The 14,423-nt window shown below is 34.3% G+C and carries 10 protein-coding genes, 2 tRNA genes and 3 rRNA genes; 12 read left to right on the top strand and 3 right to left on the bottom strand.

Translation table 11 applies throughout. The annotated features are described in order from the left end of the window. Positions 1-47 precede the first annotated feature (47 nt). Positions 48-794 (bottom strand): putative metalloprotease CJM1_0395 family protein, encoded by a 747-nt coding sequence (locus tag AJN56_RS02790; RefSeq protein WP_052785898.1) that lies wholly within the window; start codon positions 792-794, stop codon positions 48-50. A gap of 106 nt (positions 795-900) precedes the next feature. Here AJN56_RS02790 and AJN56_RS02785 point away from each other — a divergent pair, with 106 nt between their 5' ends. Both AJN56_RS02785 and AJN56_RS02780 read left to right on the top strand, forming a co-directional pair. Continuing rightward, on the top strand, positions 901-1,263 hold the full coding sequence (locus tag AJN56_RS02785) for an HIT family protein (protein ID WP_002857306.1): 363 nt from the start codon (positions 901-903) through the stop codon (positions 1,261-1,263). 73 nt (positions 1,264-1,336) lie between these two features. After that, complete coding sequence (locus AJN56_RS02780; protein WP_002857612.1) at positions 1,337-1,909, top strand: YceI family protein; 573 nt, start codon at positions 1,337-1,339, stop codon at positions 1,907-1,909. 3 nt (positions 1,910-1,912) lie between these two features. On the opposite strand, the gene AJN56_RS02775 is transcribed toward AJN56_RS02780, so the two are convergent. Beyond that, a complete protein-coding gene (locus tag AJN56_RS02775; protein ID WP_002857486.1) occupies positions 1,913-2,869 on the bottom strand; it encodes a membrane protein in 957 nt (318 codons plus the stop codon). A gap of 167 nt (positions 2,870-3,036) precedes the next feature. Between AJN56_RS02775 and AJN56_RS02770 the strand changes: the two genes are divergently transcribed. The 3 genes from AJN56_RS02770 (at position 3,037) to AJN56_RS02760 (ending at position 5,398) form a co-directional block, all read left to right on the top strand. Beyond that, the gene (locus AJN56_RS02770; protein ID WP_002866019.1) at positions 3,037-4,614 is read left to right on the top strand and encodes an ABC-F family ATP-binding cassette domain-containing protein; all 1,578 of its coding nucleotides are present in this window, start codon (positions 3,037-3,039) and stop codon (positions 4,612-4,614) included. After that, positions 4,604-4,939 (top strand): hypothetical protein, encoded by a 336-nt coding sequence (locus AJN56_RS02765; RefSeq protein WP_002859498.1) that lies wholly within the window; start codon positions 4,604-4,606, stop codon positions 4,937-4,939. The genes AJN56_RS02770 and AJN56_RS02765 overlap by 11 nt, the downstream gene beginning before the upstream one ends. Positions 4,940-5,014: 75 nt before the next feature. Further along, positions 5,015-5,398 carry a hypothetical protein gene (locus AJN56_RS02760; protein ID WP_002857569.1) on the top strand — a complete coding sequence of 128 codons (384 nt, stop codon included), beginning with the start codon at positions 5,015-5,017 and terminating at the stop codon, positions 5,396-5,398. 43 nt (positions 5,399-5,441) lie between these two features. Here AJN56_RS02760 and AJN56_RS02755 read toward each other — a convergent pair whose 3' ends face one another. Further along, entirely contained in the window at positions 5,442-6,026 is a 585-nt protein-coding gene (locus AJN56_RS02755) for an IMPACT family protein (protein ID WP_002869240.1), read from the bottom strand. A gap of 126 nt (positions 6,027-6,152) precedes the next feature. Between AJN56_RS02755 and AJN56_RS02750 the strand changes: the two genes are divergently transcribed. The 7 genes from AJN56_RS02750 (at position 6,153) to rrf (ending at position 14,272) form a co-directional block, all read left to right on the top strand. After that, entirely contained in the window at positions 6,153-7,379 is a 1,227-nt protein-coding gene (locus AJN56_RS02750) for a hypothetical protein (RefSeq protein WP_002869241.1), read from the top strand. Beyond that, complete coding sequence (locus AJN56_RS02745; RefSeq protein WP_002869242.1) at positions 7,372-8,109, top strand: hypothetical protein; 738 nt, start codon at positions 7,372-7,374, stop codon at positions 8,107-8,109. The genes AJN56_RS02750 and AJN56_RS02745 overlap by 8 nt, the downstream gene beginning before the upstream one ends. 479 nt (positions 8,110-8,588) lie before the next feature. Continuing rightward, positions 8,589-10,101, top strand: a 16S ribosomal RNA gene (locus AJN56_RS02740). Positions 10,102-10,203: 102 nt separating this feature from the next. After that, positions 10,204-10,279, top strand: a tRNA-Ala gene (locus tag AJN56_RS02735). 8 nt (positions 10,280-10,287) lie between these two features. Next, positions 10,288-10,364, top strand: a tRNA-Ile gene (locus tag AJN56_RS02730). A gap of 473 nt (positions 10,365-10,837) precedes the next feature. Beyond that, positions 10,838-13,881, top strand: a 23S ribosomal RNA gene (locus tag AJN56_RS02725). 274 nt (positions 13,882-14,155) lie between these two features. Continuing rightward, positions 14,156-14,272: ribosomal RNA gene (gene rrf, locus AJN56_RS02720) — 5S ribosomal RNA — on the top strand. The 16S, 23S and 5S rRNA genes sit together here with 2 tRNA genes alongside, the layout of an rRNA operon. Positions 14,273-14,423: the final 151 nt, after the last annotated feature.

The following is a 14,423-nucleotide window of genomic DNA, read 5'->3' as shown; positions in this document are numbered from 1 at the left end:
ATTTATAAGGAAGATTGGCATAATTTTTTTTATTTAAATTAAGAATTTTAAGATGCGATGCTGAATTTAATGTCGTTATTTTGTGAATTTTGTTGATAAGTTCTAGTGACAAGATTTTTAAAGTCTTTATCAAAATTTGAATTTTTATCGTTGTTTTTTGAATCTTTATCTGTTTTTTCTAAGCTATTTTCTGAATTTTTGTCATCTTTTTCTTTATTTTCTTCATCTTTTTCTTTATTTTCTTCTTCTTTTTCTTTATTTTCTTCTTCTTTTTCTTTGGCTTCTTCGGCTTTAAGTTTCATTGCTTCAGCTCTTGCTTCAAATTCCATTTTTGTAGCATTTGCTGCAACTTTATAGTCTTGTGGGCTAGGATCAGCAGGAGCCATAGCTGCTGCTGCGATTTGTCTTGCATTGGCTATAGTTTCTTCTGGTGTGTTTCCTTTTTGCATGCTGATAGGAACTTCGCCCGCTGTAGCATACATTTGATTATCAGGGCCTCTTGTGTAAGTAAAACTTGCAGCACCTGCTAAGCCGCCACCCGCTGCTTGATGTGCAGCTTCATGAGCCTTTACATTTCTATCGATACTTTGGAGTTCGCGAACTTGAGCTACTTCTTTTTGGCTTAGCTCTACGCCATTAACCATTTGGGTTTGTTCGCCATTTTTTTCTTTATCATCTTTATTTTCACTAAGATTTTTTTCATCTTTTTGAGTGGAATCAGATTGATTTGTTTTATCAAAAGAAGGTTTGCTAGAGTAGTAATCATAAGAGTTATAACTTGAACTAATTTGCATTTATCCTCCTTTTTGTTTTTTAAATTTTAGGAATTTTAACGCATTTTGACTTAAAAATTTGATAAATTTTGTAAAATAATCATAAATACAATTTCAAAGGAATGTAATGATTTATGAAAATGATTTGATTTATATAGAGAAAGAGGAGGCTCAAGTGCCTTGGCTTAAAATTTTTACTAAAGAAATTTATAAAGAATTTAGCGATTGTCCTTTAGAGTTGCAAAAGGAACTTTTTGAAAAAATTTTACTTTGTGAAAAGGCTATGATAGAATTTTACAAACCTGAAAAAATCAATATCGCCTCTTTTGCAAATTATGTGCCAAGGGTGCATTTTCATGTTATGGCAAGATTTAAAGAAGATGCGTTTTTTCCAGAGTGTATGTGGGGAAAACAGCAAAGAGAAGCAATAAAGCTTGATTTGCCTAAATTTGAAGAATTTGTAAAATTTTTAAATAGTAAAATTTTTTAATTTTTATTAATGATTTGTTATGTTTTATCTAATAAAATTTTTATATTGAAAATTACTATAAAAAAGGAAAAAAATGAAAAAAGTTTTATTAAGTTCATTGGTTGCGGTGTCTTTGTTAAGCACAGGTTTGTTTGCTAAAGAATATACTTTAGATAAAGCACATACAGATGTAGGTTTTAAAATCAAACATTTACAAATTAGCAATGTAAAAGGAAATTTCAAAGATTATTCTGCGGTGATTGATTTTGACCCTGCGAGTGCTGAATTTAAAAAGCTTGATGCAACTATAAAAATCGCATCTGTAAATACAGAAAATCAAACAAGAGATAATCACTTACAGCAAGATGATTTTTTCAAAGCAAAAAAATATCCTGATATGACTTTTACAATGAAAAAATATGAAAAAATCGATAATGAAAAAGGTAAAATGACAGGAACTTTAACTATAGCTGGAGTTTCTAAAGATATCGTTTTAGATACTGAAATCGGCGGTGTAGCTAAAGGCAAAGATGGAAAAGAAAAAATAGGCTTTTCTTTAAATGGAAAAATCAAACGCTCTGATTTTAAATTTGCAGCAAGTACTTCAACTATTACTTTAAGTGATGATATTAATTTAAATATCGAAGTTGAAGCGAACGAAAAATAATTTTTAGCCTAAGAGTTTAATTCTTAGGCTTTGTAAACTTTTATCTAAATTTTCTTCACTTTCTTGCCAAATTAGTTTAAAATCTGGTTTAAAATTTTCATTTTCTAAATTAAATTCCGTATTTTTTAAGGTGGATTCTAAAAAAGCAAGATGATTTAAAGCTTGATTTTTATCATTAAAAATTAAAATAAAATCATTGTCTACGATGAAAATTTTTGCTCTAAAGCGTTTTAAAATTTTTGCAATTTGTTTTAAGATGAGTTTGGCATAGCTTTCTTTAGTATCTTTTAGTTCATTAAAATGAAGCAAGGCAATGATATAGTTGTTTTTTCCCTTTGTAAAGCGTGTAAGGCTTTTTTCATTAGGTAGTTTTGTTAAGATGTCAAAAAAAGCCAATTTATAAGCGTGATTTAAAAGATAAAAACAAAAAACCAAACTTGCAAATTCAAAATACCTTATTCCTGCTCCTTCTTGGAATAAAAACTGAAAATATGCAGCAAAAAATGCGATAATAAGATAATATTCTTTAGTTTTAAAAGTTTTGATAAAAATGAGTATTAAGCCGACTAAAAAAAATAAAAATCCTAATTCACTCACAGGCTTAAAAAAATCTAATGCAATAAAATGAAATTCTAAACCAGCGCTATTAAAAGTAGTATTTCTAGGTAAAATGATGCTTAAAACGCCTATAAAAATAAGGGTTGTAATTGAAGCAATATTTTTTTTACTTAAAATTAAAGCATGGTGTTTTCCAAGGCAAAATAGAGTAAAAATCATAGGTAAAAACAAAGCCACAAATAAATTAGCTTGAAAAAAACTTGCATAAAAATAAGGCAACTTAGCTCCTAATAGCACTAAAGTTAAAAAGAAAATTCTTGAATTTTTAAAGTAAAAGGATAATACAAGTGCTGAAATTTCAAAAATAAAACTCAATGATATTAAAAAATCTAATAAAAACATTTCAAATCCTTGATTTTAATAAAAGTGATAATTGTATAGAAAAAAACTTAAAAGCGGGTTTTATTTATTTTAATTATGAAATTTTAGACTATCAATCTCAATTATTTTCAAGTTTTTTTTGATACAATCCTTAAAAATTTTTATAAGTAAAAAATTTAAGGAAAATCATGGTTGAAGTAAAAAATCTTACTATGCGTTTTGCAAATCAGCTTTTATTTGAAAATGTTAATTTAAAGCTTGTTAGAGGACAAAGATACGGACTTATTGGTGCTAATGGTGCAGGAAAATCGACTTTTTTAAAAATTCTTTCAGGAGAAATTGAGTCAAGTAGTGGTGAAATAGTATTTGATGAAGGTTTAAAAATCGCAGTTTTAGGACAGGATCAATTTGCTTTTGAAAACTACACCATCAAAGATGCGGTGATGTGTGCAAATAAGCGTTTATATGAGGCTTTAAAAGAAAAAGAAAAGCTTTATATGAGCGAGGAATTTACAGATGAGATCAATGAGCGTTTAGGTGAGCTTGAGATAATAACGGCTGAAGAAGATCCAAATTATGATTGTGAAACGCGTTGTGAAAAAATTTTAAGTTCTTTAAAGATTAAAGATTTTGATGCTTTGATGAGCACCTTGCAAAGTGCGGATAAATTTAAAGTCTTACTAGCTCAAGTTTTATTTTTGGGTGCGGATGTGCTTTTTTTAGATGAGCCTACAAATAACCTTGATTTAGAGGCGATTTCTTGGCTTGAAAATGAGCTTTTAAGACATGAAGGAACTTTGGTTGTTATCTCTCATGATAGACATTTTTTAAATAAAATTTGCACAAGGATTTTGGATGTGGATTTTAAACAAATTCGTGATTTTGCGGGAAATTACGATGATTGGTATATGGCTTCAACGCTTTTGGCAAAACAAGCTGAGCTTAAACGTGATAAAACCTTAAAAGAAAGAGAAGAATTAGAAAATTTCATTCGCCGTTTTAGTGCGAATGCTTCTAAGGCAAAACAAGCTACGAGCCGTGCTAAGGCACTTGAAAAACTAGAGCTTGAAGAGATTAAAATTTCAAGTCGTAGAGATCCTAGTATAGTGTTTAGAACCAATCGTGAAATAGGTAATGAAGTTTTAGAATTTAAAGGTATAGGCAAGGCTTATGATAAACAACTATTTTCAAACTTGGAGTTAAAAATAGAAAAAAATGATAAAATCGCTTTGATTGGGGCAAATGGTGTGGGTAAAAGTACTTTGGCAAAAATCATCGCTCATGCTATAAGTCCAGATACTGGATCTATGCACCTTGGGGCAACTATAGAGCTTGGATATTTTCCTCAAGATACAAGTAATTTAATTTGTGAAAATTTGAAACTTTATGAATGGCTTATGAGTGAAAAATTTAAAGATCTAGATGAAATCCGCAAGTGTTTAGGTAGAATGCTTTTTAGTGGCAGCGATCAAGAAAAAATGGCAGCAAGTTTAAGTGGGGGTGAAAAACATCGTTTAATGCTTTCTCGTTTAATGCTAGAGCGTCCGAATTTCTTGCTTTTAGACGAACCTGATAACCATTTAGATCTTGAAAGTATTATTGCATTGGGTGAAGCTTTGTATAATTTCAAAGGTGTAGTGCTTTGTATCAGCCACGATAGGGAGTTAGTTTCTGCTTTTGCTAATAGAATTTGGCATTTAGAAAATGGTAAGCTTACGGATTTTCGTGGAACTTATCAAGAATTTTTAGGAGAAAATGATGGCTAAATTTAGAATTCAATACAGCGCAGGTTTTGGGCACTATACGCAAAATCACAAGGGTTTTGGACCTACGATTTATATAGAAGAGGTCGTAGAGTTTGATAATGGCAAGGATTATTTTGATTATATAGATTTTTATAAAACTTATTCAAAGAGCGATGATACTTATTTTCATATTAGTTTTTTAGAAGATAGACCTTTAAGCGATAAAGAAATCACGATTCGCAATGAATACCGCAAAATGCGTGATGAAAACTGTAAAAAAGCCAAGGAAGAATTTATAGCTAATAATGAGCTTGATGTGGAGCATTTGCCTACTCATCATGATTGAAAAACATTAATTTTTGCATAAAAAAGGAACACTTTTTGCTTGTATAGTTTTTGCATATTTTGAAAGGAGAAAACTATGCAGGTAAATTATAGAACGATCAGCTCGTATGAATATGATGCTATTAGTGGTCAGTATAAACAGGTGGATAAACAGGTTGAAGATTATTCTTCATCTGGAAAATCTGATTTTATGGATATATTAAATAAGGCGGATGAGAAGTCAAGCGGAGATGCTTTAAATTCTAGCAATAGTTTTCAAAGCAATGCGCAAAACTCAAATTCAAATTTAAGTAATTATGCTCAAATGTCAAATGTTTACGCTTATCGTTTTAGACAAAATGAAGGTGAGTTGTCTATGAGAGCTCAAAGTGCTAGCGTTCACAATGATCTTGTGCAACAAGGTGCAAATGAACAAAGTAAGAATAATACTTTGTTAAATGATTTATTGAACGCAATTTAATCAAAAGCTCCATTTTGGAGCTTTTGTATTTACTTGCAAGAATTTATAATTTCTCTATTTCAAAAGGTGCAAAATTTTTACAAAAAATTTCAAATTCTTGCTCCTCTTTTTCATTTAATTTGATATGTAATATAGCTTTGCAATCCTTAAAATCTTTTGTGAAATTAAAAGAATAAGTTTTTAAAAAATATTCAAAACGATTTAAATTTTTTAAATCAATAGCAATGGATATATTTTTTTTCAATTCGAATGAAAGTAAAGAAGAATTATTAATCACGGCATTTGCTGCATCGCTATAAGCTCTTGCAAGTCCCCCTGTACCAAGTTTTATACCGCCAAAATATCTTACAGTGATTAAAGCCGCATTGATAAGATCATAGCCCCTTAGAACATTTAAAGTTGGCATTCCAGAAGTTCCTTTAGGCTCTCCATCATCGCTTTTATCTTCTACAATTTGATTAAAATCATTTAAAACACGATAAGCATAGACAAAATGAACAGCTTTTGGATGCTCTTTTTTTAGCGTTTCTATTAAAAATTTAAAATCTTTAAAAGGGCAAAGAAAAGATAAGAAAATAGATTTTTTAATATCGATTTGTGTTTGAAAAATTTGATTAATAGTTTGCATTTTTGCCTTTTTTGTTTAAAATTATACTTATAAAAACTAAAATCAATTTGATGTTAATTTTTAAGATATTTGATATTTATATGATTTGCATTGATATTTTAAGTTTAATTTTGTAAAATTTTCATTATGGAAAAAATCAAAAATTATAAACTTATCATCATTTTACTTAGTCTTGATTTGTTGGCTTTGCTTTATGGAATTTCAACACTGAGTATTAGTGCTGATGAAGCTGATATTTATTTTGGTGAGCAGGGTAAATCACTTATTTTTTCCCATAGTTTGCTTTATTATATATCTCATTTTGGAACTTTTATTTTTGGGCAAAATGATTTTGGTTTAAGGCTTCCTTTTTTATTTTTTCATTTTTTAAGTTGTTTGCTTTTGTATTTGCTAGCTTTAAAATATACTAAAACTAAAATTGATGCTTTTTTTTCTTTATTGTTATTTGTTTTATTGCCGGGTACTGTTGCAAGTGCTTTACTGGTTAATGCCGCATCTTTGGTGATTTTTTTAACCCTTGCTATATTATGTGCTTACGAATATGAAAAAAAATGGCTTTTTTATATATTATTGATTATAGTATTATTTGTTGATAAATCTTTTAATATTTTATTTTTAACTTTTTTCTTTTTTGGGATTTATAAAAGAAATGCTATTTTATTTACCTTATCTCTTGTTTTGTTTGGAGCGAGTATCAGTTTTTATGGTTTTGATACAGGTGGTCGTCCAAGAGGTTATTTTTTAGATACCTTAGGAATTTTTGCTGCATGTTTTTCTCCTTTGGTTTTTGTGTATTTTTTTTATACTATTTATCATTTGACTTTTCAAAAATATAAAAATTTATTATGGTTTTTAATGAGCGTAACATTTGTATTTTGTTTGTTGCTTTCTTTAAGACAAAAACTTTTTTTAGATGATTTTTTGCCTTTTTGTGTTATTTGCACTCCTTTGCTTATAAAAACTTTAATGCAAAGTTATAGGGTGAGATTACCAGTTTTTCGATTAAGGTATAAAATCTTTATAGAATGTTCTATAATTTTTTTGATATTTTGTTACTTTTTAATCGTCGCTAATCAATTATTGTATTATTTTATAAACAATTCAAATCGTCATTTTGCCAATAATTATCATTTTGCTAAAGAATTGGCGCTAGAATTAAAAAAACAAGATGTTTTAGAGCTTGCAACAGCCCCAAGTTTGCAAAAAAGATTGCGATTTTATGGAATAAAAAATAGCAATAAGTTTTATTTAAAAGCTTTAAAACAAGCCGATAAGCATGATATGGACAAAAAAATTGTTAAAGTAAAACTTGGAAAATATGAAAAAGTATATCAGATTTTAAACTATGATTAAAGCTTTCAGTTTGTTGGAATTTGTGTTTATAATTCTCATTTTAGGTATAGTTTTTAATTTAGGCAGTCTTTACTTAAAAAAAGACAATCTACTAGAAGGTGCAATACAAATTCTTAATGATATCCAATATACCCAAAGTTTAGCCATGATGCAAGAAGGCATAAGAGTTGATGAGTTGGCTATCGCAAAAAGAGAGTGGTTTAAAAGTAAATGGCAGATTTATTTTATAAAATCAGCTGCCACAGGTTATGATCAAACATATACTATTTTCTTGGATAAAAATGGCGATGGAAATGCTAATTTAGGTAAAACTGAAATCAATATAGATAGAGAAATTGCTGTTGATGTAATCAATCATAACAAATTAATGAATTCAGGTCAAAGTGGAGTTATTAGTAAAGATGATGAAAAAACTACACAAAGATTTAATCTTACAAAAAGATTCGGAATAGAAAAGGTTGAATTTAAAGGATCTTGTTCAGGATTTACTAGATTAGTATTTGATGAAATGGGCAGAGTGTATTCTCCGTTAAAAAATGCCAATTATGCATATGAAAAAACTTTAGCAAAGAATAATTCAGATTGCATTATACGTTTGTTATCAAAAAAGCATGCTCTTTGTATCGTTATAGATACGCTTAGCGGTTATGTTTATATTCCAGATTTTAAAACACTTAAAAGTCAATTTGTTAATATAAAAAATAAAAATTACGAGTGCTCTAAAATATAGCCCCCATTTTTCAACCCACCAAATACTTATATAAATACTTACACAAATATTTATACTATTTAATCCTTTATTTAATCCCCTTTTAAGTTTAATTGGTTATACTTTCATTTCCTTTTTTGAAAAAAAGGACTTAAAATCTTTTAAATTATAAAGTTTCACTAGCTTAGTAGATTTTATAAATTAACTCTTTTGGTTTTTATTTTATAAACTAAAAGCTTTTTTATAAATCTTGTTTTTTAATTTAAAAACTTTTCTTTTAAAAATGATTTTTTGTTTTGTTCTTTTAAATTAGTATTGTTATTCAAATCTTATTAGTCAATCTTTGAAATCTAAATAAGTGATCGATTGAGCCAGATAAAGATTTAGGCATAAGCAATTATGTAAAATCTATTCAATCTAATAATTAAAAAGATTAAAAGCTTTTCTTTTAATCTTTCATAACTTTTTCTTTGAAGAAAAAGATTAAACTATCTATAATTTTTATGGAGAGTTTGATCCTGGCTCAGAGTGAACGCTGGCGGCGTGCCTAATACATGCAAGTCGAACGATGAAGCTTTTAGCTTGCTAGAAGTGGATTAGTGGCGCACGGGTGAGTAAGGTATAGTTAATCTGCCCTACACAAGAGGACAACAGTTGGAAACGACTGCTAATACTCTATACTCCTGCTTAACACAAGTTGAGTAGGGAAAGTTTTTCGGTGTAGGATGAGACTATATAGTATCAGCTAGTTGGTAAGGTAATGGCTTACCAAGGCTATGACGCTTAACTGGTCTGAGAGGATGATCAGTCACACTGGAACTGAGACACGGTCCAGACTCCTACGGGAGGCAGCAGTAGGGAATATTGCGCAATGGGGGAAACCCTGACGCAGCAACGCCGCGTGGAGGATGACACTTTTCGGAGCGTAAACTCCTTTTCTTAGGGAAGAATTCTGACGGTACCTAAGGAATAAGCACCGGCTAACTCCGTGCCAGCAGCCGCGGTAATACGGAGGGTGCAAGCGTTACTCGGAATCACTGGGCGTAAAGGGCGCGTAGGCGGATTATCAAGTCTCTTGTGAAATCTAATGGCTTAACCATTAAACTGCTTGGGAAACTGATAGTCTAGAGTGAGGGAGAGGTAGATGGAATTGGTGGTGTAGGGGTAAAATCCGTAGATATCACCAAGAATACCCATTGCGAAGGCGATCTGCTGGAACTCAACTGACGCTAAGGCGCGAAAGCGTGGGGAGCAAACAGGATTAGATACCCTGGTAGTCCACGCCCTAAACGATGTACACTAGTTGTTGGGATGCTAGTCATCTCAGTAATGCAGCTAACGCATTAAGTGTACCGCCTGGGGAGTACGGTCGCAAGATTAAAACTCAAAGGAATAGACGGGGACCCGCACAAGCGGTGGAGCATGTGGTTTAATTCGAAGATACGCGAAGAACCTTACCTGGGCTTGATATCCTAAGAACCTTATAGAGATATGAGGGTGCTAGCTTGCTAGAACTTAGAGACAGGTGCTGCACGGCTGTCGTCAGCTCGTGTCGTGAGATGTTGGGTTAAGTCCCGCAACGAGCGCAACCCACGTATTTAGTTGCTAACGGTTCGGCCGAGCACTCTAAATAGACTGCCTTCGTAAGGAGGAGGAAGGTGTGGACGACGTCAAGTCATCATGGCCCTTATGCCCAGGGCGACACACGTGCTACAATGGCATATACAATGAGACGCAATACCGCGAGGTGGAGCAAATCTATAAAATATGTCCCAGTTCGGATTGTTCTCTGCAACTCGAGAGCATGAAGCCGGAATCGCTAGTAATCGTAGATCAGCCATGCTACGGTGAATACGTTCCCGGGTCTTGTACTCACCGCCCGTCACACCATGGGAGTTGATTTCACTCGAAGCCGGAATACTAAACTAGTTACCGTCCACAGTGGAATCAGCGACTGGGGTGAAGTCGTAACAAGGTAACCGTAGGAGAACCTGCGGTTGGATCACCTCCTTTCTAGAGTACAAAGTAATAAGTCTCACAACTATTACTTCAATATATAAACTCAATTGATTCTTGTTTAGATTTCAAAGATTGATGATAAAGCTAATTGTTTATGGGGAATTAGCTCAGCTGGGAGAGCGCCTGCTTTGCACGCAGGAGGTCAGCGGTTCGATCCCGCTATTCTCCACCATTTATTAAGGGCCTATAGCTCAGCTGGTTAGAGTGCACCCCTGATAAGGGTGAGGTCACAAGTTCAAGTCTTGTTAGGCCCACCATAAAAAAGATTTGAATAAAGAAGCTTTAAAATCTAAAGCAAGTATATAAAGTAGATTAAATATATAAACTCTAAATACTTAGATTTATTTTTATCTTTAGCTATAAAAGAATATACTTTAGATAGATATAAATAACATATACATTATGTATTTATATTTATAATGATTATATTAATATATATACTTCCTTTAGGTTTTAAACCTAATGTTCTTTTTAATTATCATTGTTAAGAGTCACAAGCAAGTTTTAATAAAAACAATTTTACAGGACTTGTTAAAGGATAAAACCTATTTATCTTTTCTTTAGTTATTACTACTAAAGACAAGTTTCAAACTCACAGCTTAGTTGAGACTAAATCATTTAGTTTTATATTAAGTGTTTGAATGCTTTCCGTCTTAAGATAAAGAAGTCTTATCATAAAAACTTTAACAAGGAAGTGATGCGTTTTAGAATCAATAATAAAAGGTAAAAAAGGTAAGCTACTAAGAGCGAATGGTGGATGCCTTGACTGGTAAAGGCGATGAAGGACGTACTAGACTGCGATAAGCTACGGGGAGCTGTCAAGAAGCTTTGATCCGTAGATTTCCGAATGGGGCAACCCAATGTATAGAGATATACATTACCTATATAGGAGCGAACGAGGGGAATTGAAACATCTTAGTACCCTCAGGAAAAGAAATCAATAGAGATTGCGTCAGTAGCGGCGAGCGAAAGCGCAAGAGGGCAAACCCAGTGCTTGCACTGGGGGTTGTAGGACTGCAATGTGCAAGAGCTGAGTTTAGCAGAACATTCTGGAAAGTATAGCCATAGAGGGTGATAGTCCCGTATGCGAAAAACAAAGCTTAGCTAGCAGTATCCTGAGTAGGGCGGGACACGAGGAATCCTGTCTGAATCCGGGTCGACCACGATCCAACCCTAAATACTAATACCAGATCGATAGTGCACAAGTACCGTGAGGGAAAGGTGAAAAGAACTGAGGTGATCAGAGTGAAATAGAACCTGAAACCATTTGCTTACAATCATTCAGAGCACTATGTAGCAATACAGTGTGATGGACTGCCTTTTGCATAATGAGCCTGCGAGTTGTGGTGTCTGGCAAGGTTAAGCAAACGCGAAGCCGTAGCGAAAGCGAGTCTGAATAGGGCGCTTAGTCAGATGCTGCAGACCCGAAACGAAGTGATCTATCCATGAGCAAGTTGAAGCTAGTGTAAGAACTAGTGGAGGACTGAACCCATAGGCGTTGAAAAGCCCCGGGATGACTTGTGGATAGGGGTGAAAGGCCAATCAAACTTCGTGATAGCTGGTTCTCTCCGAAATATATTTAGGTATAGCGTTGTGTCGTAATATAAGGGGGTAGAGCACTGAATGGGCTAGGGCATACACCAATGTACCAAACCCTATCAAACTCCGAATACCTTATATGTAATCACAGCAGTCAGGCGGCGAGTGATAAAATCCGTCGTCAAGAGGGAAACAACCCAGACTACCAGCTAAGGTCCCTAAATCTTACTTAAGTGGAAAACGATGTGAAGTTACTTAAACAACCAGGAGGTTGGCTTAGAAGCAGCCATCCTTTAAAGAAAGCGTAATAGCTCACTGGTCTAGTGATTTTGCGCGGAAAATATAACGGGGCTAAAGTAAGTACCGAAGCTGTAGACTTGCGCACAACTTAGATTATTTAAGTTTAGAATATGAGAAACTAAGTTATATTTTTACTGATTTTTATAGAGTAAAGATAGAAATAAAACTTAGTAAAATCAGTAAAAATATTCTTAGGCTAAAGTTAAGTAGTTTAAGTTGTGTGCAAGTGGTAGGAGAGCGTTCTATTTGCGTCGAAGGTATACCGGTAAGGAGTGCTGGAGCGAATAGAAGTGAGCATGCAGGCATGAGTAGCGATAATTAATGTGAGAATCATTAACGCCGTAAACCCAAGGTTTCCTACGCGATGCTCGTCATCGTAGGGTTAGTCGGGTCCTAAGTCGAGTCCGAAAGGGGTAGACGATGGCAAATTGGTTAATATTCCAATACCAACATTAGTGTGCGATGGAAGGACGCTTAGGGCTAAGGGGGCTAGCGGATGGAAGTGCTAGTCTAAGGTCGTAGGAGGTTATACAGGCAAATCCGTATAACAATACTCCGAGAACTGAAAGGCTTTTTGAAGTCTTCGGATGGATAGAAGAACCCCTGATGCCGTCGAGCCAAGAAAAGTTTCTAAGTTTAGCTAATGTTGCCCGTACCGTAAACCGACACAGGTGGGTGGGATGAGTATTCTAAGGCGCGTGGAAGAACTCTCTTTAAGGAACTCTGCAAAATAGCACCGTATCTTCGGTATAAGGTGTGGTTAGCTTCGTACTAGGATTTACTCCGAAAGCGAAGAAACTTACAACAAAGAGTCCCTCCCGACTGTTTACCAAAAACACAGCACTCTGCTAACTCGTAAGAGGATGTATAGGGTGTGACGCCTGCCCGGTGCTCGAAGGTTAATTGATGGGGTTAGCATTAGCGAAGCTCTTGATCGAAGCCCGAGTAAACGGCGGCCGTAACTATAACGGTCCTAAGGTAGCGAAATTCCTTGTCGGTTAAATACCGACCTGCATGAATGGCGTAACGAGATGGGAGCTGTCTCAAAGAGGGATCCAGTGAAATTGTAGTGGAGGTGAAAATTCCTCCTACCCGCGGCAAGACGGAAAGACCCCGTGGACCTTTACTACAGCTTGACACTGCTATTTGGATAAGAATGTGCAGGATAGGTGGGAGGCTTTGAGTATATGACGCCAGTTGTATAGGAGCCATTGTTGAGATACCACTCTTTCTTATTTGGGTAGCTAACCAGCTTGAGTTATCCTCAAGTGGGACAATGTCTGGTGGGTAGTTTGACTGGGGCGGTCGCCTCCCAAATAATAACGGAGGCTTACAAAGGTTGGCTCAGAACGGTTGGAAATCGTTCATAGAGTATAAAGGTATAAGCCAGCTTAACTGCAAGACATACAAGTCAAGCAGAGACGAAAGTCGGTCTTAGTGATCCGGTGGTTCTGTGTGGAAGGGCCATCGCTCAAAGGATAAAAGGTACCCCGGGGATAACAGGCTGATCTCCCCCAAGAGCTCACATCGACGGGGAGGTTTGGCACCTCGATGTCGGCTCATCGCATCCTGGGGCTGGAGCAGGTCCCAAGGGTATGGCTGTTCGCCATTTAAAGCGGTACGCGAGCTGGGTTCAGAACGTCGTGAGACAGTTCGGTCCCTATCTGCCGTGGGCGTAAGAAGATTGAAGAGATTTGACCCTAGTACGAGAGGACCGGGTTGAACAAACCACTGGTGTAGCTGTTGTTCTGCCAAGAGCATCGCAGCGTAGCTAAGTTTGGAAAGGATAAACGCTGAAAGCATCTAAGCGTGAAGCCAACTCTAAGATGAATCTTCTCTAAGCTCTCTAGAAGACTACTAGTTTGATAGGCTGGGTGTGTAATGGATGAAAGTCCTTTAGCTGACCAGTACTAATAGAGCGTTTGGCTTATCTTTAATAAAGCATCACTTCCTTGTTAAGGTTTTTAAGAAAGCTTTGAATATAGATAATATTTAGAGTTTAATAGAAATCTTTCAAGTAGAGTTTGTATTAGAACTTGCTCTTAACATTGTTTTTTAAGTATTCTATATAAAAACTTATCAAAGATAAAAGATAAGAAAAAAATAAAGAAAAACAAAAGAAGAAAGAGAATAAAGAAAAAAGTAAAGAAATAAAAAGATTAAGCTTTATTCTTAAATTCAATCTTTCAAAGAATATTTAAATAACAATGTCCGTGATTATACAGATGTGGAAACGCCTTGCTCCATCCCGAACCAAGAAGCTAAGCACATCGTGGGTGATGATACTACGCCTTACTGGCAGGGGGAAAGTAGCTCATTGCGGACTTGTTAAATGTCTTCATTACTTACTTTATATATATAAATCCTATGTTTATTTTTATTGTTGTTTTAGATGGTGCTTAGAATCGTGTTTAAAAAAAGAGTTTGTTACTGGTTAGGGTTTTTAGAGAGAATAGGGTGTTTTTAGGGGTTTGGAA

The sequence above is a fragment of the Campylobacter sp. BCW_4319 genome (assembly GCF_001764435.1).
GTDB lineage: Bacteria > Campylobacterota > Campylobacteria > Campylobacterales > Campylobacteraceae > Campylobacter_D > Campylobacter_D jejuni.
The sequence above is the reverse complement of the archived record's forward strand: the minus strand, read 5'-3'. Positions and strand labels throughout refer to the sequence as shown.